Below are 25584 nucleotides of genomic sequence, written 5' to 3'. Positions count from 1 at the left end.
AGATTCAATTTGGATCTTTTTCAAAAGGAGGAGAAAATATGAAAGCATTTATTAATGGAAAAATTATTTTAGAAAATCAAATACTTGATAATAAAGTCCTAATATTTGATTCTACAATAATATCAATAAAAGATGCAGCACCAAAGGGCTGTAAAATCATAGATGTAGAGGGAAATTATATATCTCCAGGTTTCATTGACATTCATATACACGGATTCAAAGGATATGATGTTATGGATTCATCTTTAGAATCACTTGAAAATATATCAAAAGAAATTATAAAAACAGGAGTAACAAGGTATCTAGCAACTACGATGACAATGAAACTTTCTAAAATCATTGATTCACTTGAAGTAATTAAAGTAGCTATAAATAAAAATAATTATAAAGGTGCAAAAATAATGGGCGCTTATTTAGAAGGACCCTTTATAAGCAAAGAATATAAAGGCGCTCAAAGCGAAAAATATATTAGAAAACCTTCATGGAAAGATATTGACAAATATAATGATATAATTAAAATTATAACATTAGCGGTTGAGGAAGATGATAATTTTGACTTTATAAAAAATAATCCAGGTATCAATTTAAGTATTGGTCACTCAAATGCAAATTATGAAACTGCACTTATTGCATATAAGATGGGTGTTAAACACTGCACACATTGTTTCAATGCAATGACAGGCCTCCACCATAGAAAGCCTGGAATAGTTGGAGCATGTTTTAGTAAAAAATATGAAACCGAGTTTATAGCAGATAAAATTCATATAAATCCAGCATTTTTAGAAACCTTTATTAATATAATAGGAGTTGATCAAGGAATAATAATAACTGACTCCATAAGAGCAGGAGGAATGGAAGAAGGCGTATATGAACTTGGCGGCCAAGAAGTTTATGTTGATAAAACATCTGCAAGATTAAAATCCGGAGTTCTTGCAGGTAGTATTTTAACTATGGATAAGGCAATCAAAAATATAAATGAATTAACGAAATTACCTTTATACGACATAATAAAAATGGCTACATTAAACCCTGCAAAATCAATTGATAAAGATTCTAATTACGGAGTAATTGAAATTGGTAAATTATCAGATTTTGTTATACTAAATAAAAATTTAGATGTTGTTTCCACTTGGATTGAAGGAGAAAAAATATTCTAATATTTTAAAGAGAGGACTATATGAGAATAATCATAACTGAAAACTATGAAGAAATGAGTTTTAAAGCAACACAAATTTTAGCAAGTCAAGTTATACTAAAACCAAATTCAGTTTTAGGTCTCGCAACTGGATCAACTCCAGAAGGAATGTATAAAGGCCTTATTAAATACTATAGAGAGAAGTTAATTGATTTTTCATTAATTACTACAATTAATCTAGATGAGTACTATGGAATTAAAGCTGAAAATGAACAAAGTTATCATTACTATATGAATAAAAATTTATTTTCTAAAATAAATATCAATAAAAAAAATATTCATATTCCACTCAGCCAAGCTAAAGATATTGAAAAAGAATGTAAAAATTATGATCACCTAATTGAAAGTGTTGGAGGTATTGACCTTCAAGTTTTAGGAATCGGTCAAAACGGACATATTGGTTTTAATGAGCCAGATATTAAATTTGAAGCTAGAACTCATTTAGTAAATTTAGATAAATCTACAATTGAAGCCAATTCTAGATTTTTTAATGATTCTCATGATGTTCCTAAAATGGCTATTAGTATGGGAATTAAAAATATAATGCAATCAAAAAAAATAGTATTACTCGCTTCAGGCATTGAAAAATCAGAGGCAATTTTTCAAATGGTAAAAGGCCCAATTACACCTAACTTACCAGCAAGTGTACTTCAGCTTCATCCTGATGTGGTACTAATAATAGATAAAAAAGCAGCAAGTAAATTATAATATTAATATAGAAGGAGCATATTATGCTAGGAATTTTTAAAAAAAACATTGTTTTAATTTCGCCTATAGAAGGTGATATCATTGAGTTAAGTAAAGTGGACGATGAGGTATTTTCAAAAAAAATGGTAGGAGATGGACTAGCAATTAAACCATCAAATGGCAAAGTATATGCGCCAATTTCTGGTAAACTTATACAAGTTTTTTCTACTAAACATGCATATTCAATACTTTCTGATCAAGGAGTAGAGATTCTTATTCATTTAGGAATTGATACAGTTGAATTGAATGGCCAAGGATTTAAAAATTACAAAAACTCAGGTGATACTATTAAAAAAGGCGATTTAATAGCAGAAATGGATTTAGATTTCATTAAATCAAAAGGTAAATCAACTGTAAGTCCAATTGTTATAACCAATTATGATAATTATAAAAAAATAAGTATAGAAAGCGGTAAATCGATAGCATTAAAAACAGAAATTATCAAAATTACAAAGTAGGAGGAAATATGTTTGAGATAAAAAATGAATTGGGACTTCATGCAAGACCAGCAAGTATGATAGTTCAAGAAGCAAAAAAATATAAATCTACAATAAATTTTATAAAAGATGGTGTTAAATTCAATGCAAAAAGTATTATGTCAATAATGAGTATGGACGCAAAATTTGCTAGTAAATTTGAAATTGAGTGTATAGGCGAAGACGAATTAGAAGCAAAGAAGGGAATAATTAATTTATTAAATTCTTTATAGGGGCGAAAAAATGAATGAAATAAAAGGAATTGGAGTATCTGAAGGAATAGGTTTTGGAAAATCACTTATATATGTGAAAGAAGAAATAATACTTGAAAAGGGAAAATCTAAAGATCAAATTTTGCAGTTAAATAAATATAATGAAGCTCTTAAAACAACTGAGAAAGAACTTAAGCATTTAATTAGTCATACAAATGAAACAATGAGCCAAGATGAATCTGCAATTTTTCAAGCGCATCTAATGATTCTTGATGATCCTGAGATAAAAGAAAATATAGAAAAAGAAATCGCAAATAATGAGTATGCTTTGAATGCTATTCATAAAATTTATTCAAGTTATATAGATATGTTTTCACAAATGGATAACGATTATATGAATGAGAGAGCACTTGATTTAAAAGATATTATGACTAAGCTTATCTATGCAGTTAATGGTAAAAAAACTATTGACCTTAGTAAAATATGCAAAGATACAATTATTATAAGTGAAGATTTATTGCCAAGCGAAATTGCAAAATTAAATAAAAAATATATTAAGGGAATCGTTACAGAAAAAGGTGGCAAGACAAGTCATACAGCTATTATGGCTAGAACACTTGAAATACCCGCACTAGTAATAAATAATATTAGCAAATTAGTTAAAGATAATACAGATTTAATTATCGATGGCAATAAAGGAGTACTAATATCAAATCCTTCTAATAAACAAGTACTATACTATAAAAATACTAAAACAAAAGAATTGGAATTTAAAACTAAAATTTTAACTCTTAAAAATGAAAGATCAAAAACTAAAGATAATAAGTATATACACATAGCTTCTAATATCGGAACTGAAAAAGACTTAAAACATGCTTTAGAAGTTGGCGCTGAAGGTATAGGACTTTTTAGAACAGAATTTTTATTTATGGATAGAAAAAAAGCTCCTAGTGAAGAAGAACAATTTGAAGTTTACAAGAAAATATTGAGTAGTTTTCCAAATCATAAAGTTGTAATAAGAACTCTTGATATTGGTGGAGATAAAAAAATTCCATATATGGATTTCCCTAATGAGTTAAATCCATTTTTAGGATTTAGAGCTATAAGATATTGTCTTGAAAATGATGATGTTCTTAGAACTCAACTTCGCGCACTTATTCGTGCAAGTTATTTTGGTAATCTTTCTATTATGTTTCCAATGATAAGTATGATTGAAGAAATAAGAAAAGTAAAAGAAATATATAATGAAGAAAAAGAGAAACTACAAAAAAAATCAGAAAAGATTTCTAATAAAATTGAAATAGGAATGATGATAGAAGTTCCATCCGCTGCAATAATGGCAAATGATTTTGCAAAAGAAGTTGATTTTTTTAGCATTGGAACCAATGATCTAACACAGTATGTAACAGCAAGTGATAGAATGAACCCAAAATTAATAAATATATATACACCGCTTCAACCAGCAGTTATAAATCTTATTGCAAATGTTATAAAAGCTGGAAAAAATAATGATATTTGGGTTGGAATGTGCGGAGAAGCAGGTGCAAATAGTTTATTATTGCCACTATGGATATCTATGGGAATAGACGAACTATCTATGTCTAGTTCAAGTATTCTTAAAGCAAGATTTACTATGAAGCAAATTGATTCTTCAAAATTAAAAAAATGGAAAGAAAAAGTACTTTTATCTAAAACTCTTGACCAAGTAAAAGACTCTTTAAAGGTGCATTCATATGAAAATTGAGATATGTGTAGATAGAGTAAGTTCAGGAGTAATAGCTGAAAAAGCTGGTGCAACGCGTTTAGAATTGTGCCAAGATTTATCAATTGGAGGAACTACACCTTCATTTGGTTTAGTTAAAGAAACTCTAGAAAATGTAAATATTCCTGTAGTTCTTATGATTAGACCCAGGGCTGGGGATTTTTGTTATGATGATTATGAATTTTCTTGTATGTTAAACGATATTGAACTCTTTAAAGAGCTTAATATAGAAGGCTTTGTAATTGGAATACTAAAGGCAGATGGAAGTATTGATGCAAAGAGAATGAAACTAGCTATTGAATCTGCACCAAATAAAGATTTTATATTTCATAGAGCATTTGATATGTCAAATAATCTTGATAATAGTCTTGAAATATCAAAAGAGCTTGGAATTAAAAGAATTCTTACTGGTGGCGGAAAGCAAAGAGCAATTGATGGAATTGGTGTATTAGAAAAACTGACTAAAAAAAGTGAAGATGTCATTATTATGGCAGGTTCTGGAATAAACTTGGATAATATAAGTAAATTTAAAGAAATAAATATTAGTGAGATTCATCTTTCGGGCAAACACTTTACTCAGAGCAAAATGCAGTTTAGAAAAAAAAATATAAGTATGGGCTCTGTTTCAAAGGAAAGCGAATATTTAATTGAAGAAGCTTCTTTAGAAAAAATTGTAAAAATAGTTAAGGCTATTAACTCATAGAAATTAGAGAATGAACAATATCTTTTATTTGATTATGTTCATTCTTTTTTTAATTTTTTTGACTTTATTATGTTATAATATAAGCTGTATTATAAGGCTTATATGGAGGCAAAAATGAAAATTGATAGATATGTATCACCAACTGAATTAATTCTTAAAAATCAAATAATAATGAATGATATAAGACAAAAAAATCATGAACTTTTTGAAAAAACAGATAAAACTAATAAATTTATGATAATCACTTACGGCTGCCAAATGAATGAGCATGATTCGGAAAAATTAATTGGTATGCTTAAACTTATGGGTTATGAAAGAACTGAAGTTAAAGAAGATGCAGATTTAATTATTTTTAATACATGTTGCGTTAGAGAAAATGCAGAATTAAGAGTTTATGGAAATTTGGGACATCTGAAATCACTAAAAGAGAAAAATCCCAACTTAAAAATAGCTGTTTGTGGATGTATGATGCAACAAGCTCAGGTAGTAGAAGAAATAAAGAAAAAATATAGACATGTCGATTTAATTTTTGGAACTCATAATACTCATAATTTTCCTTCTCTATTATCTAAAGCATTTGGAACTAAGAATACAGTTGTAGAAGTCTGGGACAATGAAGGAGAAATCATAGAAGGCCTTCCACTTGAAAGAAAGTTTGGATTAAAAGCATATGTTAATATTATGTATGGTTGTAATAATTTCTGCACTTATTGTATAGTTCCATATACTAGAGGGCGTGAAAGAAGTAGAAAAACTGAAGATATTATAAATGAAATTGAAGGTCTTGTAAATGATGGTATAAAAGATGTAACTCTTTTAGGACAAAATGTAAACTCATATGGTAAAACACTTGAAAATAAAATATCATTTTCTGATTTATTACGTGAAGTTAACAAAATTGAAGGCATAGAGAGAATTAAGTTTATGACATCACATCCTAAAGACATTTCAAAGGAACTAATTGATACAATGGCAGAGTGTGAGCATGTATGTGAGCATTTACATCTTCCTATTCAAGCTGGTTCAAATAGACTATTAAAAGCTATGAACAGAAACTACACAGTAGAAAAATATATGGAAATGATAAATTACGCAAAAGAAAGAATTAAAGGACTTTCTATTTCGACTGATTTTATAATTGGATTTCCAGGTGAAACTGATGAAGATATTGAAGATACAATTAAACTAATTAAAGAAGTACGTTATGATTCTGCATTTACTTATATCTATTCAAAAAGGCAAGGAACTCCCGCATATACTTATGAAAATCAAATTGATGAAAAATTAAAGCACGTTCGATTTGAAAAAGTACTAGATGAGCTTAATAAAATAATTATAGAAAAAAATGCTAATAGAAAAGGTGAAATTCTAGAAGTATTAGTTGAAGAAAAAAGTAAATCTGAAGACAAACTACTTACTGGTAGGTCACGTATGAATAATGGTGTTCATTTTGAAGGTAGTGATGAATTAATTGGAAAATTTGTTTTGGTTAAAATTACAAATCCAAAGAAATTTTCACTTGTTGGTGAATTAGTTGAAGTATTAGATAAATAGCATAGGGAGGAAATAATGATTATAAACAAAAATAAATTAACTCCTATGATGAAACAATATTTTGCAATAAAAGAGAAAAATCCTGATTCTATTTTATTTTATCGATTAGGTGATTTCTATGAAATGTTTTTTGATGATGCAATTGTAGCTTCAAAAGCACTTGAAATTACACTGACTGGTAGAAACTGCGGACTTGAGGAAAAAGCACCACTTTGTGGGGTACCCTACCATGCTGCTAGTAAATATATTGAAAAACTTGTGTCTAAAGGATTTAAAATAGCTGTATGTGAACAAGTAGAAGACCCGTCAACCGCAAAAGGAATTGTTAAAAGGGAAGTAATTAGAACTATTTCACCAGGTATGATTATTGATCCGAATATGATTAGTGATTCTAAAAACAATTATGTCTCTTGCCTTTATTTTTCTAGTGATAAATTTGGATTTTCATATGCAGATATTACAACAGGAATAATTAAAACTACTTATTTTAACGCTGAAGACGGATTTATTAAATTAATTGACGAAATAAATAAAATTAATCCTTCAGAAATTATATATGATTCTTCTCTTTCAAGTGAATATATTGATAGAATACCAAATGATTATTTAAAAACACCGCTTGATAAGTCTTATTTTTCTTTAGATAACTGTGAAGCTAATATTAGTAGAATTTTTAATGTATTTACTTCAGATAGTATTGGATTTGATAATAATATTGCACTTATTTCTTCTAGCGGAGCATTACTTAAATATATTGAAGATACACAAAAAGTTAACTTAAAACATTTTACAAATATTGATATTTACTCACATAGTGATTTTATGATACTAGATAAATTTACAAGAAGAAACCTTGAAATAAGAGAAACTATGAGAAGCGGAGAAAAAAAAGGATCACTTCTTTGGGTTTTAGATAAAACTAAAACATCTATGGGTAGAAGAGAATTATTAACTTTACTCGAAGAACCTCTTCTTTCAGTCAATAAAATAAATTCAAGACTTTCTAGCGTAGAAATATTAGTAAATGATCTTTTTTTAAGAGATGAGCTTAGAAATTTGCTAGGTGAAATGTATGACTTAGAAAGACTTTCTTCAAAGCTTGTATTTGGAAATGCAAATGCTAGAGATTTACTTTCACTAAAAAAATCAATAAGTGTACTTCCTATTATTAAAAATCTTTTAAGAGACTTTAAAAATTCTGAATTATCTAGTATTAATCTTAATATTGATGCCTTAGAGGATATGTTTAGTCTAATAGAAAGATCCATCAAAGAAGAACCACCTATTACTATTAAAGAAGGTGGATTAATAAAATCAGATTATAATGAGGAAATAAAAGAGCTTAGAGAAGCTATTGATAATGGAAGCAAATGGATTATTGATATTGAAAAAAGAGAAAAAGAAAAAACAGGCATTAAAACACTTAAAATTGGTTTTAATAAAGTTTTTGGATATTATATAGACGTTACAAGAGCTAATTCTTCTTTAGTACCAACATCATACATTAGAAAGCAAACGCTTGCTAATTCAGAGAGATATATTACTGAAGAACTAAAAGAAATAGAAGTTAAAGTTTTAGGCGCAAAAGAAAAAATAGTTGAAATTGAGTATAAAATTTTTAATGAAATTAGAAAAGAATTATTAAATAACATTAATAGATTCCTAAATAGCGCTAAATCTATTGCTTATCTTGATGTACTTTGTAGTTTTGCAGAAGTAAGTTATTCAAGTAATTATGTAAAACCAATTGTAAATACAAGTAAAAATGTTGAAATCATCTCTGGTAGACATCCTGTTATTGAGAAACTTGTAAATAGCGAAGAATTTATACCAAATGATACAAGACTTGATAATAATGAAAATAAAATCTATATAATAACTGGTCCAAATATGGCTGGTAAGTCAACTTATTTAAGACAAGTTGCCCTTATAACATTAATGGCTCAAATTGGATGCTTTGTTCCTGCCACTAAAGCTGAAATAGGAATAGTTGATAGAATATTTACAAGGGTTGGAGCATCAGATGATTTAGGCCAAGGCCAAAGTACTTTTATGGTTGAAATGAGTGAACTTGCAAATATATTAAATAACGCTACAAAAGATTCTCTTATTATTCTTGATGAAATTGGAAGAGGAACAAGTACTTATGATGGTTTAAGTATTGCATGGGCAGTAGTTGAATATATTTCTGAAAAGAAAGAAAATACTCCTAAAACAATGTTTGCCACTCATTATCATGAACTAACAGAACTTGAAGGTAAGTTTTACGGCGTTAAAAACTATAGAATTTCAGTAAACGAGATAGATGATGAAATTGTTTTTTTAAGAAAAATAGTTGAAGGCAGTGCTAATCATAGTTATGGAATAAAGGTCGCTAAACTTGCAGGTCTTCCGAAAGAAGTTCTAAATAAAGCAAGTGAAATTTTAGAAAAGCTTGAAAAAAATGATATAAATAAAAATATAAATAATATTTTAAATGACACATCATGTATAACTAAAGATTATACTGGCTTATCTAAAGAAAATGATAATCCTTCCAAAAATCAGCTGACTTTTTTAGAAAATGATGATACTCTTATTGGAAAAGAAATTTTAGATGAACTTAATTTAATTAATATAAACAACCTTACACCAATGGAATCTATGAATAAATTATTTGAACTTGTAAAAAAAGCAAGTGGAGATAGGTGATAACTTGAATAGAATAATAAAATTAGACAGAGAAACAGCCAATAAAATAGCTGCTGGTGAAGTTGTTGAAAGACCTCTTTCTGTAGTCAAAGAACTTATTGAAAATGCAATAGATGCTAATTCAACTTCAATAACTGTAGAAATTGTAAATGGCGGTAAGAGCTTAATTAGAGTCACAGATAATGGTGATGGAATAAATAAAGATGATATACTAATTGCATTTGAAAGACATGCAACAAGTAAAATTAGAAAAGCTGAGGACATTTATAAAACAAACAGTTTAGGTTTTAGAGGTGAAGCTCTTGCCAGTATTGGTTCTGTTTCTAATATTGTATTAGTAACAAGAAATTCTGAAGACAAAATTGGTACTAAATTAACTCTTTCTGCTAATAAAGTTGTAGATAAGACAAATGTTGGTTTTAATAGAGGAACTACAATTAGCGTAATGGATTTGTTTTTTAATACACCAGCTAGAGAGAAATTCATGAAATCAAGTTCGAGTGAAACAGCAGCTATTAGCGATATAGTTAATAAACTTGCACTTTCAAATAAAAACATTGATTTTAAATACATCGTTGATAAAAAAAATATGTTTATTACTAAAAAAGAAAATTCATTAATTGAATCAATTTTTTCTATATATTCAAGAGAAATTTCAAAGAATATGATTGAAATTTATTCTGATACAAATAGTTTAAAAATAAGCGGCTATATCTCAAATGTTAAATTAACTAAAGCAAATAGAAAAATGCAGATAGTTTTTGTAAATGGAAGATATATAAAATCTAAAGAAATTTCTGAGGCTCTTAGGATTTCATATAAAACAATGATTCCAAGTGGTAGACATCCACTATGTTTTATATTTATTGAAATAAATCCATCTGAAATTGATGTAAACATTCATCCATCAAAAACAGAAATTAAATTTAATGATGATGGCCTTATTAAACAAGAAATATATAAAACAGTTAGAAAAGCCTTACTTGAAAATGATTTAATCCCAGAAATAGAACTCAAAACAGATAAAATCCAATTTGAAGATAGGAATATAACAAATAAAAAGAATAATATTAATTTAGAAAGTGAAATAAAAACAGCTCAAAAACATCAATTAAATAATTATAAATCAAATATCAATGAAAATGTAGTAGATGTAAAGAAAAATAAAGCTACTGAAAATAAAAATAATAGTGAATTCAAAGAGAATATCTCTTTTACAAATTCTATTTCTAAAAATACTTCTACTCATAAACCGTTTTCCTATAATAATAGTGCTTTATCTAAAGAAGTAAATCCTTCAAAAGTTATTTCACTAGACGATTTTGTTATTGAAGATAATTACTCAAAAGATTATACTCATGAAAAAAAAATTATTTCAAATACTAGTGAACTTTACGATAACCTAGTATTTATTGGAAGTATTTTTTCAACATACCTTATTTTCGAAAAGAATAGTAAAATGTATATGATAGATCAACATGCTGCTCATGAAAAAGTGCTCTACGAAGAATATCTTCTTCAATTTAAAAACAAAAAATTGAATTCACAGATTTTACTTGATCCAATTATTATAGCACTAAATTACATTGATTACTCTAAAGCAATCAATAATATAGAGAGTTTTAAAAACCTTGGAGTTTATATTGAATCATTTGGAGAGAATTCTATTATTATAAGAGAACTTCCTATAGCGTTTAATAGTCCTGTTACAAAAGATTTTGTGCTAGAAATTTTAAGTAAAATTGATAAAAACTTTAGCAATGTTTATGATTTAAAAACCGCTTCAATTATTCAATCGTCATGTAAGAATGCTATAAAAGCGAATGATTTAATTATGGATATTGAAGTAGATTCCTTGCTTTCTAGGCTAAAAAAACTTGATGATCCATATACATGTCCACATGGTAGACCAATAATAATAGCGATTACTAAAAATGAAATTATGAAGAAATTTAAGAGGATATAAAATGAAAGATTTAATTATAATAGTAGGTCCAACAGCTGTAGGCAAAACTGAATTATCAATTAAAATTGCAAAAGAATTAAACGGGGAAATTATTTCGTGCGATTCTATGCAACTTTATAAATATATGAATATAGGAACTGCTAAACCAAGCCAAGAAGAAATAAAAGATATTAAACATTACTTAATCGATGAAATAGATCCTAAAAAAGAATTTTCAGTTTCAGATTATTCTATTATGGCAAAAACCTATATTAATGATATAATGAGTAGAGGAAAAGTACCGATAATTGTTGGCGGAACTGGACTTTATGCAAACTCACTAATTTACGATATGGATTTTGCAAGTGTTACAGAAGATAAAGAATATAGAGCGGAGTTAGAATTACTTTTAAAAGAACATGGAAAACTTTACTTATATGAAATGCTTAAAAGTAAAGATCCATCGGCTGCTGAAAAAATTCATTTTAATAATGTAAAAAAAGTTATTCGATCACTTGAAATTATTAAAGTAAATGGCAGTAAAGGAACTGATTTTTCTGATCTCAATAAACTTTCAAGTGATTATAATATTATTCTTTTAGGCTTAACAAGAAATAGAAAGAAACTTTATGCAAGAATTAATAAAAGAGTTGATATTATGCTTAATAGTGGCCTTATTGATGAAGTTAAATTTCTAAAAAACATAGGACTTTCTGAATTAAATCGTTCAATGCAGGGTATAGGATATAAAGAAGTGTTAATGTACCTTGATGATAAAATTGATTATGAAACGCTTACTTCCATGATCAAACAAAATTCAAGAAGATATGCAAAAAGACAAATCACTTGGTTTAAAAGGTATAAATTTCTTAAATGGTTTGATTTAGATGAACTTAAATCAATAGAAAATGCAAGTAATTCCATTTTACAATATATTCGAACATTTCATAATGTCAGTAAATAAATAGACATATGATGACGAATAATATAGATTAGGCATATGATTCAATTAATAATGAGAAGGGGGGATGATTAAATGAAGAACGTTCTTAATTTACAAGATATTTTTCTAAATCAAGTAAGAAAAGACAAAACACCAATAACTGTTTTTTTAGTTAGCGGATATCAAATTAAAGGTCTTGTTAAAGGATTTGATAGTTATACAATAGTTTTAAATAGTGAAGGTAAACAACAAATGATTTATAAACATGCAATTTCAACAATTATACCTACTAAAGAAGTTAATTTTGTCCAAAGCGTACAAAATGTATAAAATTTAAACGTCTGTTTACAGGCGTTTTTATATTTTACTAACTTAAAAAGTATATGTATATAAGTTTAGGAGTAGTAACATGAAATTAATAGATACAATGTATGAAGAAATGGGTATTGATTTAAAAGTAATCGAACTAATAAATTCAGCTGAAGAAAGTATAAAAAAGAACTTTGAAAAAATAAACACTATTGCTGAATATAATCAGTTAAAAGTGCTAAAAGCTTTTCAAAAAAATAGATTAAGTGATAAACACTTTAATTGGAATACAGGCTATGGCTATGATGATATTGGTAGGGAAACCTTAGAAAGAGTTTTTTCTGATATTTTTAATACTGAAGATGCAATAGTTAGACCTTTAATTGTTAATGGAACGCATGCTTTAACTTTAGCCTTAACAGGAATACTTAGACCAGGTGATACTATGCTTTCTATAACAGGTAAGCCATACGATACTTTAGAAGACGTGATTGGAATTTCAAATAAAAAAGGACAAGGCTCTTTAATTGAATATGGTATTAAGTATAAAGAAGTTAAATTAACTGATAATGGTTTTTTTGATAAAAAAAATATATTAAACCAAATTGATAATTCAACTAAAATGATCTATATTCAAAGGTCAAGTGGATATAGCTTTAGAAAAGCTCTAACTATTGATGAAATCAAATCAATAATAATTCATATAAGAAATATTAAAAATGATGTAATTGTTATGGTAGATAATTGCTACGGGGAATTTCTTGATTACAAAGAACCAACAGATGTAGGTGTAGATATAATGGCAGGTTCTTTAATAAAAAATCCTGGCGGTGGGCTTGCACTTTCTGGTGGTTATATAGTTGGAAAAAAAGATCTAATTGAGTTAATTTCATTTAAACTAACATCTCCTGGAATAGGAAAAGAGTGTGGATTAATGTTTGGTCAATCTAGAAGTATTTTTCAGGGATTATTTATGGCACCAACTGTAGTTAGCGGTGCACTTAAAGGAGCAGTCTTGTGTTCTAAAGTATATAATGATTTAGGTTTTAAAGTTTCTCCAATGCCTGATGATAATAGAAGTGATATAATTCAGTCTATTGTTTTAGAGGATTCTAGTAGAGTGATTGAATTTTGTAAAGGAATTCAAGAAGCTTCACCAGTTGATTCCTTTGTAACACCAATCCCTTGGGATATGCCTGGATATAATAGTGAGGTTATTATGGCCGCGGGCGCTTTTGTTCAAGGCTCTTCAATAGAACTTAGTGCAGACGCACCAATTAAAGAACCATACATTGTTTACTTTCAAGGCGGTTTAACGTATGAACATTCAAAATTTGGTGTTCTAAAAAGTTTAAATGCATTAGTTAATAAGAATTTAATTACAATATAATTATTTTAAAAACTATTAAAATACTGTGTTATAATTGTAATAAAGGATAGGTGAAATATGAGTGGAAATGTAAAAGAAGGTCAGATTTTTTTTGTTTCAGTAAAAGGATTGGTATACTTTAATGGTAAATTTCTTATACTGCGAAAAACTTTAAAATCTAATAATGAAATTTGGGAATTTCCAGGTGGACGTTTGGAATTTGGAGAAAACATTGAAAAAGCACTTGAGCGTGAAATAAAAGAAGAAACTATACTTAGCGTAAAGGTTCTATTTCCACTTGGTTCTTGGACAGTAATTAAAAAGTCTAACACTCATATACAAGGCATAACATATTTATGTAATTCTACTTCTGAAAAAGTTATTCTTTCTCACGAACATTCTGATTATAGATGGATTCGAAAAGAAGAATTTAAAAATTATAAAGTGTTTCCACAAATACTTGAAGAAATTCAGTCTTGGAATTGGGATAATATAAATTTAGCAATAAGAAAATAATATAGGTGAAATTATGAATAAAGCATTATATGATAAAGAATATACATGTCCAGTATGTAGTAAAAAATTTACAAGCAAAAGAGTTAAATCTGCTTTTGTTAAAACAGAAAAAAGAGATGCAGATTTTTGTGTCCATTATAAAGATATCAATCCAATGTTTTACTCAGCATTTGTTTGTCCTCACTGTGGATATTCCTCGACTGAGAAAAATTTTGGAAAGTTAACTGTCGCTCAAAAATCATTGATTCTTTCTAAAATAACTTCAAAATGGAAGGGAAAAAATTATTCTGGTGAAAGAACATTTGAAGACACAATAGAAGTACATAAATTAATACTACTTAATTATAATATTACTCATGCACTAGATAGCGAAAAAGGTAAACTTTGCCTGAAATTTGCATGGTTTTATAGATCCATTAACGATGAAAAAGAACACGATTACCTAAAATTTGCAGCTGATTTTTTTGAAAAATCATACTCAAATGAATATTTAGAAGAAGATCCACAAAATGAAGTAAATATTTTATATTTATTAGGTGAAATTAATAGACGTCTTGAAAAATTTACTGACTCGATCAAATGGTTTCAGCTGACACTTCAAAGCGCTCATATTAAAGATTATCCTAATATTGAAAAACTTACTCGTGATCAATGGTCTGAAGCAAAATCTCAATTTACAAAAAGTAAAAATAAATAGTACTAAAATAGCAGATCCTTTTAGAAAGTAGGTGTAAAATGAATACCGATATTGTGTCGCTAATAAAAGATAAAAAAATAGAAATATTATTTCAACTAGTAATATCTCCAAACGAGGATTATGCTGCTGGTATTGAAGCACTCAGCCGCGGTATAAGTAAAGACGGAGAATATATACCAGCTTCAACTATATTTAAAGAAGCTAAAAAGCATGGACTATTAGATGAATTAGAAAAACTTTTAATTTATAAAGCACTCAAAAAATTTTCAGAGATTGTTAATAGACAAAAAAGTTTACTTCTTTTTATTAACATAAGTGAATATATGTATGAATTTTGCATGGAAACTGATTATATTTCTACAATTGCGGATGAGTTTAAAGTTCCATACAGTAATATTGTTTTCGATATAAATCCAACTAATGAAGAAAGCATAATATCTGCAATTAAGTTTGCAAAGTATTTTAGGAAAAGGAAATTCTATATTTGTCTTGATAATATTGGATCTGGATTTTTAAATTTAGATAAAATTCTATATATTTCACCTGATATAATAAAAATTAATATATTTAATCTAAGAAATGTTTCTAATGATAATTATAGGAAAAATTTACTAAAATTCATTAAATATATAAGTGAAAACCTTGGTATTCTTCTTGTTGCAATGGGAGTAGAAACTGTTGAGGATGTAGTTGAGACAATTGATAATAATATTCAATTTATGCAAGGTTTCTATGTTTCTAAACCTCTTTCAGTTGAAGAAATTCATTTAGATTTATTAATTAAAGATTTTCATTCAATGATTTTGTCTCATTATACTGAAAAAGAAGTAGAAATTGAGAATTCAAGAATTATAAACACAAAAATAATAAATTTTACAAAAGAATTTGCTTCTGTATTAGGTGGTTCGAAATTTGATAAAATTAATTTGAAAACATCAGAAATTTTTTTGAAATATAATTTTATTGAAAATATTTGGATACTAAATAAAGATGGCTACCAAGTGAATGATACAATCATAAATTATGATAAATTTAATGTTAAAAGTTCTCCGATTTTTAATGTGTACAATATAGGAAGCGATTTTTCTTCTAAAGAAATTTTTACAATGCTTGAAAGTTCATTTTTAGATATATGGGTCACAAAACCATATAAATCCTTACTTACTAACAATATTTGTATAGGTAGTTCTACATATGTTGAATTAGGAGATTCTAACTATATATTATGTTTAAATATAAACTATAATACACTTATAAATTATTTATATAAATAATTTATAAGTAATTTTAATTTCTAATTAATTAAGCATAAATGAATTTCTAAGATTCAGGGGAAGTTTTTACTCACACTGAATCTTAGAAAACATAATCCAGGACCTTTTTAGAGTTCTTTATCACTCACTTTTTTAAAAAGTGGGGGGTATTAGAACTCTAAGGAGTCGTATAAAAAAAAGTTTCTATTTCTTATTTGTTTAAGTAATAGAAACTTTTTAATTAGTAAATTGCTAATTTGATTTTAATTATCATGCAAATAACTATGTTCTATATTCACCATTAATTTTTACATAGTCATATGTCAAATCACATCCCCATGCAGTTGCGTTATATTGACCTTCTTTAAGTTCAACATTTATTTCAATTTCGCTTTCTGTTAATATATTAAGTGCTTTATCTTCTAAAAAATCAATCGGAATACCTTTTTTCATTAATTCAATATTTCCCTTTTTACTAGACAAATTTAGATTAATATTTGAGGGACTAAATTTCGCTCCACTATATCCCATTGCACAAATAATTCTGCCCCAATTTGCATCATTTCCAAAAAATGCAGCTTTCACAAGATTTGAGGAAATTATTGATTTTGCAAGTAATTTTGCATTTTCTTTTGACGAAGCGCCTATTATATTAGATATCAATAGTTTACTTGCTCCTTCTCCATCTCTAGCAATCATTATAGATAAATCTTTAGCAATCATAAAAAGTGATTCTTTAAAAATAGAATATTCTTCATTTTCACTAGTAATTTTATTATTCTTTGATTTACAAGAGGATGTTACTAAAAACATATCATTTGTACTAGTATCTCCATCAACCGAAATCATATTAAAAGTGTCTTCTACAATTTCTTTAGTCGCTTTAGTTAGAAGATTTTTATCAATGTTTACATCAGTAAAAACAAAAGCTAGCATTGTTGCCATATTGGGATGTATCATACCAGAGCCTTTAGAAAAACCACTTATATTAAAGTTTAGATTTTCGCTTTCAAATCTTATAGAAGATTTTTTTTCAAACGTATCAGTTGTCATTATACTTTCTGGAAGTAAATCAATATTTTTTTCCGATAAATTTTTTTTTAAAATAGGTAGAGATGGTAGAATTTTATTCATCTCAAGTTGTTTTCCAATTATTCCTGTAGAAGATATAATGACTTCTTCTTTTTCACAATTAATTAATTCAGATACTTTTTTAATTATTTCTTTACAATTTTCTATTCCCTTTATTCCCGTACAAGCATTAGCATTTCCGCTATTTACAAGTATAGCACTTACGTTTTTTTTCTTCAAAGATTTAGCTGTAAATTCCACTGGTGCTGCTCTTGATATATTTGTAGTTAATGTTCCTGCACTTATGCTTCCTTTTGCACATTTGACTAAGCAAATATCACGTCTTTTTCTTTTTACACCAGAATGCATTGCAGAAAATTCAAATCCTTTTACTTTGATTAATGTATCTTTAATAATATTCATAATTACCTCCAATTTATGGGAAAATTACGGGAAATTTTAATCCTGTATTTTCCTTATAATTCATTAAAATATTCATGTTTTGAACTGCTTGACCAGCAGCACCTTTGATTAAATTATCAATTATCGAGATTATAACAATATTGTTAGTTCGCTTATCATAATATGGGTATAGTATGCAATTATTGGTATTGCATACTTCGTTTAGTGAAGGTTCGTTTTGTGATATTTTAATAAAGGAATCATCACTGTAAAATTCTCTAAATAATTCTTTTAAATTTGAATCAATATCTAATTCATTTTTTAGTGTTATTGTTATAGTCGAAATAATCCCCCTATTAATGGGTATTAAGTGTGGTGTAAACTGTATAGTTTTAATATTTTTACTCATAATTTTTAATTGCTGGTCTATTTCAGATAGATGCCTATGTTCACCAATTGAATATGCTTTAGCTGATCCATTAATTTCGCAAAATGAATTACTATATGATGGGTTTCTGCCTGAACCGCTAACGCCTGAAAGTGAATTACATATTACTTTATCTATTAAAATATTTTTATTAGAAATTACAGGCGCAATTGCTAAAAGAATTGAAGTTGGATAGCATCCAGGGTTAGCAATATAATTTGAATTTCTTAATCTATCTCTGTGAAGTTCTGGAATACAGTATTTGAATTTCTTTATCAAATTAGTATTTTCATGTGTGAAATTATACCATTTAAGAAAATCAGAATTTTTTTCTAACCTAAAATCTGCACCTAAATCAATAATTTTAATTTTCTTATTTATTTGTATTAATTTATTAATGATCTTATTAGATTTACCGTGAGGAAGCGCTAAGAATACTAAATCAATATCATTAATTTTCTTATACAAATCATCTAGAGAACTACATCTCAAATCAGTTGCACCGCGGAATTTACCAATTACATCACTAAAAAGCTTACCTACATGTGAATTTGAAATTATCATACTTATTCTAATGTGTTTATGTTTTAGTAGTATTGATACTAATTGCTGGCCTGCATAGCCAGTTGCTCCTATAATTACGATATTTTTCATAAAAACCTCCATTCAATATCAGTATATTTATACACTCGTATTAATGATTTATCACTGTATATAATTTTGTGTATTTCTTGAATAACTCATTAAGAATTTCGTTCACATGGCTAAAATGCTGTATATATTATAAATTATTGCTATTTTTATTAAAATTCATAATAGTAAATTGCTAAAAAAAATTATATTTTTTATTGATTTATTATTAAAACCATGTATAATTATGAATAATATACATTAATATTAATAATTATGCAAGTAGAAAATTAAAAAGAGGTGTGATATGAATAAATTTTTTTCTGATAATGTAATTGAGGCTCTTAATTTCATCAATCAATTTAAAAATAAAATTTTTGTTATCAAAATCGGCGGAACACAAATTAGTGATGAAAAAATATTTACGAGTATTTGCAGTAATATTAAAACTTTATATTCAATTGGAATTAATATTGTACTGGTACATGGAGGTGGTAAAGAAATATCTAAAAGATTACTTAAAGTTGGCATTAAATCTGAATTTATAAATGGATACAGAATAACAAGTGAAAACCATATCAGTGAAATAGAAATGATATTAAGTGGCAAAATCAATAAAGACATTACTTTAAAATTAAATAATATTGGTGTAACTTCAGTAGGATTAAATGGAAAAGATGGTGGAATGATAAGTTGCTCAAAAAAGAGCTTAATAAATGACATAGATATTGGGATGGTAGGTGAAATTGATGGATTAAACCTTAATCTAATTAGACTTCTTCTTAAAGAAAGGATTATTCCGATAATTTCACCAATTGGATTTAATAAAAATGGAGAAACATTTAATATAAATGCTGATCAAGTAGCAGGAAGCATTGCAAGTGAATTAAAAAGCGAAAAATTGATTCTACTGACAGATGTAGATGGTTATTATAAAAATATAAATGACAAAGATTCGTTTGTTTCTAAACTTAATTTAGATGAAGTAGAAAAAATTTTGAATGATAATAAACTAAATGGTGGTATGTATCCCAAGCTAGAGTGCTGTTATAAATCAGTTAGTTCAACTAGAAAAACAGCACATATTATTAATGGTAATGTTAAAGACTCACTTTTAATTGAAGTTTTATCATATGGTGGTATTGGAACTATGATATATATATAGGAGGAAGATATATGACTAAAGAAAAAATTTATGAAAAAAATAGTAAAATTATGAAAACATATAAAAGAAAAAATGTATGCTTTGTTAAAGGAGATGGAGCATATCTTTATGATGAATTCGACAATAAATACCTTGATTTTGTAAGTGGTGTAGCTGTAAATATATTAGGACATTCAAATCCATTAATTTTAGATTCAATAAAAGAGCATTCAAATAAAGTAATTCATATATCTAATCTCTATTGGAACAAGGAACAAATAAAGCTAGCGGAAAAATTAACAAGCCTTTCAAATATGGAAAGTGTTTTTTTTTCAAATAGTGGTACGGAAGCTGTTGAAACAGCGCTTAAAATTGCAAAAAAATTTGGTAAATTAAACAATAAAGAAAATATCATTTATATGAAAAACTCTTTTCACGGAAGAACACTCGGAGCTCTTTCTGTTACAGGTCAAAATAGGTATAGAGTGCCGTTCGATGAGTTATTATCTGGAGTCATAGAGATAGAACTTAATAATATAAAAATGCTAGAAGATATATTTAATGATAAGATAAGTGCAGTTATTATTGAGCCAATCCAAGGTGAGGGTGGACTCAATCTAGTTGATAAAAATTATATTTTAAAAACTAAGGAACTGTGTTTAAAATATAATAGTTTACTAATTTTTGATGAAGTACAATGCGGAGTATCGAGAACGGGAAATTTTTTTGCATTTGAAAAAAATAAAGTTTATCCAGATGTACTTTGTTTAGCTAAAGGATTAGGTGGTGGACTTCCAATTGGTGCAACACTAGTTAATAAAAAAGCCGATATTTTAGACTATGGTGATCATGGCTCTACTTTTGGTGGTAATCCTTTTATTTGTGGTGTTTCTAATAATATAATTGATCAAGTTTCAAAAAAAACATTTTTAAAAAATGTAAAAAAGATTAGTGAAGATTTAAAAGAAATCATACTTCAAATTGCGCTTAAATATAATTTATCAGTTAAAGTAAAAGGACAAGGGTTATTAATGGGTTTTATAATTGAAAATGTATTAAATAATGATATAGTTGAAATTGCATTTAAAAATAAATTATTATTAATTGGAGCAGGTAATAATGTAGTAAGAATTTTACCACCCTTAAATCTAAATAAAGAAGCACTAGATGAATTTAAAATAATATTAGATAATATTTTTTTTCAAATATCAAAATCAAATGAATAGAAAATTATATACTTTTATTTTAAACGCATACAGTAAGCTGACTTTGCAATAATAAGGTCAGCTTTTTTTAAAATTTAAGACTTAAGAATTTCATTTATTGTGTGTTATAATATACAAAAGGAGTGTTATGATAAAATGTTTTTTACTGTAATTTATTCTAAAAAATATTGATTTGTAAATTTTATCATACATAATATTATGAATTTTACATATTTGTCTAAAGAAACGAATAAAGTGATTTACGATATAGTTAATTTGTTTTATATTAATAATGTGAATATTTATGTTGTTGGTGGATTTGTTAGAGATAGTTTGCTTGGAATTAAATCTAAGGATATTGATTTAGTTGTAGAAGCAGATGTACTTGAATATACTGAAAAGCTAATGAAATTATTTACTTCTAAGTTGAAATTTAAAGTTATTAAGAATGATCATTTTCATACAATTTCTGTTATTTTTCAATCTATTGTAATTGATATTGTAAGTTCAAGAAGAGAAGTTTATCCTAAAAATGGAGACATACCAAATATTTTTATTGATAGTATAGCTGAAGATTTGATAAGACGAGATTTCACTATTAATTCAGTATATTATAAACTCCTTGTTGACTCTTTAAATAAAAAAATTATTTTTGGTGAACTTATTTCTCATAATTTATCCTTAAGTGATATAAAAAATTGTAAACTTAGAGCTATACATAGTAATACCTTCACGCAAGATCCGACAAGAATATTTAGGGCAATTAGATACCTTTCAAGATTTGAATTCAAATTTGAGAAAACAACTTTAAAGCAACTTACAAATGCTACATTAGATAAGAAAACATTTCAAAACACTTCATATAATCGTTTTATTAATGAAATAAAAAAGGATTTAAATGAGAAAAATTTTAAAAAAATAGTCGATTATTACATAAAATTTGATTTATGTGGTATAATATTTGGGTTATATAAAAATAAATTTAAAAACATAGAAGGAAAATTTATAGAAGCAATATCTTATGCAAAGGCTAATAATATTAGTGTTGATAAGAAATTTATAGTTAAATTGTTTTACTATTTTACTACTAATAATAAATTAGAAGTTTACGATTTCTTAAAATCAAAAGAAAAAGAATTTATTAAATCAATCAATAATCTTATAAATTTACTTATTGACCCTGAAAATGAGTATAAGTTTTTTCTTGTTTACACTCGTTTTGATGACGATAAAAAAATTTTTTTTAATGCAGTTATTTCTAAAGAATTTATTGATTTAACACAAAATATAGAGAAAAAAGCCAGTAAACTTGATTTTTTTTCAAGCAAAGATTTAATAAAAAATAAATTTGGGATAGAGATAGATAAACATCAAATAAAAAATCTATTAATAGAAATAAATGAAGCTATATACAAAAGTGACATTAAGGATAAAAATCTCCTTGATCTAAATAAATTCTTGTAAACTAAATCTTAAATTTAATAGAAAGGTGAAATATGGAATACAGTGTAAAACTAGAAAATTTTGAAGGCCCAATGGATTTATTGGTACATTTAATAAAAGTTAATAAAATTGATATTCATAATATTCCAATTAGCATTATCACAAATCAATATATGGAATATATTTCAGAAATAAATATCTTTAACATGGATAAAACCAGTGAATTTCTTGTTATGGCATCAACTTTATTGGAAATAAAATCTAAAATGTTATTGCCTTCACGTTCAATTGATGATTTTAGTGATATTTTCGACAACGTTGATCCTAGAAACGATTTAGTTGAAAAATTGCTTGATTATATTAAATTTAAACAAGCTTCAAGTTATTTTAAAGATAGAGAATTAGCATATGGAAATACATTTTATAAAAATCAAGAGGATTTAAATAAGTTTATTGTAAATAAATCACTTGAAGAAATAAATAAAGATTTGGATAAAGAAGTTCTTTTAAATGCAATGAAAAAATTAATATTAAATTTGCCTGAAATAGATAAAAAAAGAAAAGTGTTTTTTGAAAAACTTAAAAAAGATAAATTTACAGTTGACGAAAAACTTAATTTAATTAAAGAAAAAATCAAGTTAAATAAGAGAATTTCTTTTGATAGTCTTTTTTCAATTCATAAAACAAAGGAAGAAATTATTGTGACTTTTTTAGCATTATTAGAATTATTAAAATTAAACCGTATAAAAGTTTTTCAAGATAAAATTTTTGAAGAAATTTTAATAATATCAATTACTGATTAGAACGAGGTGACATATTGAGTAGCAGAGAAATAAAAGGAATAATCGAATCGTTATTATTTGTTTGGGGAGATCCAATAAGCGCAAAAAAATTGGCATCTATAATAAACGAAGATGTTAAAAAAATAAAAGAATCAATTAATGAATTGTCAGTAGAGTATAAAATGAGAGGAAGCGGTATTCAAATAGTTGAAGCCAATAGTATGTACCAATTTTCTACAACACCAAACAATTCAAAATATATTGAAATTATGTGTAATACATCAAAAAATAAAGGACTTTCCCCATCTACTATTGAGGTTCTATCAATTGTTGCATACAGACAGCCCATAACTAAAGGTGAGATAGATTACATTAGAGGAGTAAAATCTGATAAAGCAATTTCTAATTTAATTGAAAGGAATTTAATTGAAGTAAAAGGTAAACTTGATAAGATAGGCAAACCAAATATTTTTGCTACAACAAATATGTTTTTAAAATCCTTTGGATTTCAAACATTAAAAGATTTACCAAATATTTCTGAATTTGAAAACGATAGTAAAATTTTTAGTAATATTTATGATAGTGAAAATGAATAAAATAAATAGATAAAGTAGGGGAATATGGAGAAAATAAGACTTCAAAAATACATGGCAATGTGCGGCGTTGCATCAAGAAGAAAATCTGAAGAGTTTATTACTAAAGGCTATGTAACAGTAAATGGCGTAGTAGTAAAAGAATTAGGCTTTAAAGTTGATATGACTTTAGATAAAGTTACTTATAAAAATAAAATAATAAAATTAGAAGAAAATAAAGTTTACATTATTATTAATAAACCAAAAGGATATGTTACTTCACTTAATGATCAATTTAATAGACCGATTGTAACTGATCTACTAAAAAACAAAATAAGTGAGAGAATTTATCCCATTGGAAGACTTGATTATCATACAACAGGATTATTAATTTTAACAAATGATGGTGAACTGACGAATAAGATTACTCACCCTAAAAACCATGTTACAAAAACGTATGAAGTTTTAGTAAGAGGAAAAATTTCAAAATTTGAACTAAATAATCTTAGAACTGGTGTAAATATTGGTGGTTATGTTACAAAACCCGCTGTAATTGAAATTACAAATACTACAGCAAAAACTACAACGATTAAAATAACGATTTCTGAGGGCAAAAATAGACAGGTTAGAAAGATGATAGAATCTGTTGGCCATTCGGTTATTGAATTAAATAGAGCTAGTATTGGTGAGATGAAAATTGGTCAACTTAAAATTGGAGAATTTAGATATTTGACAAAACAAGAAGTTAAATACTTAAAATCATTATAGGAGATTGTTTATGATAACAATAAGAAAAACTGAATTAGAAGATATCAATAATATTGTGAATGAATTTGGTATAATTTTAATGTCAAGAACAGATGATATTACCACTGAAAACACAATGATTTTAGTTGAAAAAGATAATGTTTATGGAATATCCTCATTTATAACAAATAACGATGAAGCTTTTATTAATATTTTATTTATAAAAAATGATTTTAGAGGTATGCATTTTGGCGATGGATTAATTAAAGCAATACTAAATTTAATTGATAAAAAAAGTTATAAAAGGGCATTTATTGAACTTCCTAGAGAATATGAGGGATTCTTAATAAATACAGGATTGTACAAAGAAAACAGTAAAAATAAAATTATGAAAAAATTTAATATTAATCTAGATAAAAATTCTGTAATTTATTTTGCCAATCTTCCAAATTTTTTTGATACGGCATGTAAAAGTAAAGAAAAAAATTAATTGGATACAATATGGTAGAAAAAATAAAAAAAAAACGAAAAATTTAAATTTTGAAAAAAATTGAATTTTTCGTTTTTTTTTTATCATTTTGATGCAAATAATTTTTTTGTCTAAAATTAATTATTTTGTAAAGTGGCTATTAGAAGGCTTGTAAAAAAGTATTGAAAATGCTTATGTATTTTTGTGTATATATCAATAATAAATGAAAGAATATTTGCATCAATTTTCTTAAATGTATACAGTAATACTTAAAGTCTATTATACGTTTTGAAAGTTATCCGTCATTTTTTCGCATATCT

The 25584-nt window shown here is 26.5% G+C and carries 24 protein-coding genes; 22 read left to right on the top strand and 2 right to left on the bottom strand.

The annotated features are described in order from the left end of the window. Positions 1-38 precede the first annotated feature (38 nt). The 15 genes from nagA (at position 39) to AACH12_RS07050 (ending at position 16393) form a co-directional block, all read left to right on the top strand. Positions 39-1157 (top strand): N-acetylglucosamine-6-phosphate deacetylase, encoded by a 1119-nt coding sequence (nagA, locus tag AACH12_RS07120; RefSeq protein WP_338534743.1) that lies wholly within the window; start codon positions 39-41, stop codon positions 1155-1157. 20 nt (positions 1158-1177) lie between these two features. Then, positions 1178-1903, top strand: a complete 726-nt coding sequence (nagB, locus tag AACH12_RS07115) for a glucosamine-6-phosphate deaminase (protein WP_338534742.1) — start codon at positions 1178-1180, stop codon at positions 1901-1903. Between the two features lie 23 nt (positions 1904-1926). Beyond that, entirely contained in the window at positions 1927-2400 is a 474-nt protein-coding gene (locus tag AACH12_RS07110) for a PTS sugar transporter subunit IIA (RefSeq protein ID WP_338534741.1), read from the top strand. Positions 2401-2408: 8 nt separating this feature from the next. Continuing rightward, positions 2409-2651, top strand: a complete 243-nt coding sequence (locus AACH12_RS07105) for an HPr family phosphocarrier protein (protein WP_338534740.1) — start codon at positions 2409-2411, stop codon at positions 2649-2651. A 10-nt stretch (positions 2652-2661) separates the two neighbouring features. Beyond that, entirely contained in the window at positions 2662-4374 is a 1713-nt protein-coding gene (gene ptsP, locus AACH12_RS07100; RefSeq protein ID WP_338534739.1) for a phosphoenolpyruvate--protein phosphotransferase, read from the top strand. After that, positions 4364-5095, top strand: coding sequence for a copper homeostasis protein CutC (locus AACH12_RS07095; RefSeq protein ID WP_338534738.1), 732 nt, complete (start codon positions 4364-4366; stop codon positions 5093-5095). Before ptsP ends, AACH12_RS07095 begins: the two co-directional genes overlap by 11 nt. 171 nt (positions 5096-5266) lie before the next feature. Then, entirely contained in the window at positions 5267-6649 is a 1383-nt protein-coding gene (gene miaB, locus AACH12_RS07090) for a tRNA (N6-isopentenyl adenosine(37)-C2)-methylthiotransferase MiaB (RefSeq protein ID WP_338537355.1), read from the top strand. A gap of 15 nt (positions 6650-6664) precedes the next feature. Beyond that, complete coding sequence (gene mutS / locus AACH12_RS07085) at positions 6665-9340, top strand: DNA mismatch repair protein MutS (RefSeq protein WP_338534737.1); 2676 nt, start codon at positions 6665-6667, stop codon at positions 9338-9340. Positions 9341-9344: 4 nt separating this feature from the next. After that, positions 9345-11306, top strand: a complete 1962-nt coding sequence (gene mutL, locus AACH12_RS07080; protein WP_338534736.1) for a DNA mismatch repair endonuclease MutL — start codon at positions 9345-9347, stop codon at positions 11304-11306. Position 11307: 1 nt separating this feature from the next. Then, entirely contained in the window at positions 11308-12249 is a 942-nt protein-coding gene (gene miaA, locus AACH12_RS07075; protein ID WP_338534735.1) for a tRNA (adenosine(37)-N6)-dimethylallyltransferase MiaA, read from the top strand. Positions 12250-12321: 72 nt separating this feature from the next. Further along, positions 12322-12558 carry an RNA chaperone Hfq gene (hfq, locus tag AACH12_RS07070; protein ID WP_338534734.1) on the top strand — a complete coding sequence of 79 codons (237 nt, stop codon included), beginning with the start codon at positions 12322-12324 and terminating at the stop codon, positions 12556-12558. Between the two features lie 79 nt (positions 12559-12637). Then, positions 12638-13927 carry a methionine gamma-lyase family protein gene (locus AACH12_RS07065; protein ID WP_422388888.1) on the top strand — a complete coding sequence of 430 codons (1290 nt, stop codon included), beginning with the start codon at positions 12638-12640 and terminating at the stop codon, positions 13925-13927. 57 nt (positions 13928-13984) lie between these two features. Further along, complete coding sequence (locus tag AACH12_RS07060) at positions 13985-14422, top strand: NUDIX hydrolase (protein ID WP_338534733.1); 438 nt, start codon at positions 13985-13987, stop codon at positions 14420-14422. Positions 14423-14435: 13 nt separating this feature from the next. Then, positions 14436-15119 (top strand): DUF2225 domain-containing protein, encoded by a 684-nt coding sequence (locus AACH12_RS07055; protein WP_338534732.1) that lies wholly within the window; start codon positions 14436-14438, stop codon positions 15117-15119. A gap of 38 nt (positions 15120-15157) precedes the next feature. Beyond that, positions 15158-16393 carry an EAL domain-containing protein gene (locus AACH12_RS07050; protein ID WP_338534731.1) on the top strand — a complete coding sequence of 412 codons (1236 nt, stop codon included), beginning with the start codon at positions 15158-15160 and terminating at the stop codon, positions 16391-16393. A gap of 261 nt (positions 16394-16654) precedes the next feature. Here AACH12_RS07050 and argJ read toward each other — a convergent pair whose 3' ends face one another. Together argJ and argC are read right to left on the bottom strand one after the other, a co-directional pair. Continuing rightward, on the bottom strand, positions 16655-17866 hold the full coding sequence (gene argJ, locus AACH12_RS07045) for a bifunctional glutamate N-acetyltransferase/amino-acid acetyltransferase ArgJ (RefSeq protein ID WP_338534730.1): 1212 nt from the start codon (positions 17864-17866) through the stop codon (positions 16655-16657). A gap of 13 nt (positions 17867-17879) precedes the next feature. Further along, positions 17880-18926, bottom strand: a complete 1047-nt coding sequence (gene argC, locus AACH12_RS07040; protein ID WP_338534729.1) for an N-acetyl-gamma-glutamyl-phosphate reductase — start codon at positions 18924-18926, stop codon at positions 17880-17882. A gap of 283 nt (positions 18927-19209) precedes the next feature. On the opposite strand from argC, the gene argB reads away from it, so the two are divergent. From argB to AACH12_RS07005, 7 genes are all read left to right on the top strand, one after another. Further along, on the top strand, positions 19210-20067 hold the full coding sequence (gene argB / locus AACH12_RS07035; RefSeq protein ID WP_338534728.1) for an acetylglutamate kinase: 858 nt from the start codon (positions 19210-19212) through the stop codon (positions 20065-20067). 11 nt (positions 20068-20078) lie between these two features. Beyond that, complete coding sequence (locus AACH12_RS07030) at positions 20079-21272, top strand: acetylornithine/succinylornithine family transaminase (RefSeq protein WP_338534727.1); 1194 nt, start codon at positions 20079-20081, stop codon at positions 21270-21272. 198 nt (positions 21273-21470) lie between these two features. Continuing rightward, positions 21471-22715, top strand: coding sequence for a tRNA nucleotidyltransferase/poly(A) polymerase family protein (locus tag AACH12_RS07025; protein ID WP_338534726.1), 1245 nt, complete (start codon positions 21471-21473; stop codon positions 22713-22715). Positions 22716-22747: 32 nt separating this feature from the next. Next, complete coding sequence (locus AACH12_RS07020) at positions 22748-23497, top strand: segregation and condensation protein A (protein ID WP_338534725.1); 750 nt, start codon at positions 22748-22750, stop codon at positions 23495-23497. A gap of 14 nt (positions 23498-23511) precedes the next feature. Next, the gene (gene scpB, locus AACH12_RS07015; RefSeq protein ID WP_338534724.1) at positions 23512-24072 is read left to right on the top strand and encodes an SMC-Scp complex subunit ScpB; all 561 of its coding nucleotides are present in this window, start codon (positions 23512-23514) and stop codon (positions 24070-24072) included. 24 nt (positions 24073-24096) lie between these two features. Then, positions 24097-24816, top strand: coding sequence for a pseudouridine synthase (locus AACH12_RS07010; RefSeq protein ID WP_338534723.1), 720 nt, complete (start codon positions 24097-24099; stop codon positions 24814-24816). Between the two features lie 10 nt (positions 24817-24826). After that, positions 24827-25285 (top strand): hypothetical protein, encoded by a 459-nt coding sequence (locus tag AACH12_RS07005; RefSeq protein WP_338534722.1) that lies wholly within the window; start codon positions 24827-24829, stop codon positions 25283-25285. Positions 25286-25584 lie beyond the last annotated feature (299 nt).

The organism is Helicovermis profundi (assembly GCF_033097505.1).
Taxonomy (GTDB): Bacteria; Bacillota; Clostridia; order Peptostreptococcales; family Acidaminobacteraceae; genus Helicovermis; species Helicovermis profundi.
Note: the sequence above shows the minus strand (reverse complement) of the source record. Positions and strands in the feature narration are given on the sequence as shown.

Excerpts from the sequence above, each read along its gene's own strand:
- miaB (WP_338537355.1), top strand. The coding sequence starts at position 5,267 with ATGAATGATATAAGACAAAAAAATCATGAACTTTTTGAAAAAACAGAT.
- ptsP (WP_338534739.1), top strand. The coding sequence starts at position 2,662 with ATGAATGAAATAAAAGGAATTGGAGTATCTGAAGGAATAGGTTTTGGA.
- AACH12_RS07060 (WP_338534733.1), top strand. The coding sequence starts at position 13,985 with ATGAGTGGAAATGTAAAAGAAGGTCAGATTTTTTTTGTTTCAGTAAAA.
- argJ (WP_338534730.1), bottom strand. The coding sequence starts at position 17,866 with ATGAATATTATTAAAGATACATTAATCAAAGTAAAAGGATTTGAATTT.
- mutS (WP_338534737.1), top strand. The coding sequence starts at position 6,665 with ATGATTATAAACAAAAATAAATTAACTCCTATGATGAAACAATATTTT.
- AACH12_RS07055 (WP_338534732.1), top strand. The coding sequence starts at position 14,436 with ATGAATAAAGCATTATATGATAAAGAATATACATGTCCAGTATGTAGT.
- AACH12_RS07095 (WP_338534738.1), top strand. The coding sequence starts at position 4,364 with ATGAAAATTGAGATATGTGTAGATAGAGTAAGTTCAGGAGTAATAGCT.
- argC (WP_338534729.1), bottom strand. The coding sequence starts at position 18,926 with ATGAAAAATATCGTAATTATAGGAGCAACTGGCTATGCAGGCCAGCAA.
- AACH12_RS07010 (WP_338534723.1), top strand. The coding sequence starts at position 24,097 with ATGGAGAAAATAAGACTTCAAAAATACATGGCAATGTGCGGCGTTGCA.
- AACH12_RS07020 (WP_338534725.1), top strand. The coding sequence starts at position 22,748 with ATGGAATACAGTGTAAAACTAGAAAATTTTGAAGGCCCAATGGATTTA.
- nagB (WP_338534742.1), top strand. The coding sequence starts at position 1,178 with ATGAGAATAATCATAACTGAAAACTATGAAGAAATGAGTTTTAAAGCA.
- AACH12_RS07105 (WP_338534740.1), top strand. The coding sequence starts at position 2,409 with ATGTTTGAGATAAAAAATGAATTGGGACTTCATGCAAGACCAGCAAGT.
- AACH12_RS07050 (WP_338534731.1), top strand. The coding sequence starts at position 15,158 with ATGAATACCGATATTGTGTCGCTAATAAAAGATAAAAAAATAGAAATA.
- argB (WP_338534728.1), top strand. The coding sequence starts at position 19,210 with ATGAATAAATTTTTTTCTGATAATGTAATTGAGGCTCTTAATTTCATC.
- AACH12_RS07025 (WP_338534726.1), top strand. The coding sequence starts at position 21,471 with ATGAATTTTACATATTTGTCTAAAGAAACGAATAAAGTGATTTACGAT.
- AACH12_RS07005 (WP_338534722.1), top strand. The coding sequence starts at position 24,827 with ATGATAACAATAAGAAAAACTGAATTAGAAGATATCAATAATATTGTG.
- AACH12_RS07110 (WP_338534741.1), top strand. The coding sequence starts at position 1,927 with ATGCTAGGAATTTTTAAAAAAAACATTGTTTTAATTTCGCCTATAGAA.
- hfq (WP_338534734.1), top strand. The coding sequence starts at position 12,322 with ATGAAGAACGTTCTTAATTTACAAGATATTTTTCTAAATCAAGTAAGA.
- nagA (WP_338534743.1), top strand. The coding sequence starts at position 39 with ATGAAAGCATTTATTAATGGAAAAATTATTTTAGAAAATCAAATACTT.
- miaA (WP_338534735.1), top strand. The coding sequence starts at position 11,308 with ATGAAAGATTTAATTATAATAGTAGGTCCAACAGCTGTAGGCAAAACT.
- AACH12_RS07030 (WP_338534727.1), top strand. The coding sequence starts at position 20,079 with ATGACTAAAGAAAAAATTTATGAAAAAAATAGTAAAATTATGAAAACA.
- AACH12_RS07065 (WP_422388888.1), top strand. The coding sequence starts at position 12,638 with ATGAAATTAATAGATACAATGTATGAAGAAATGGGTATTGATTTAAAA.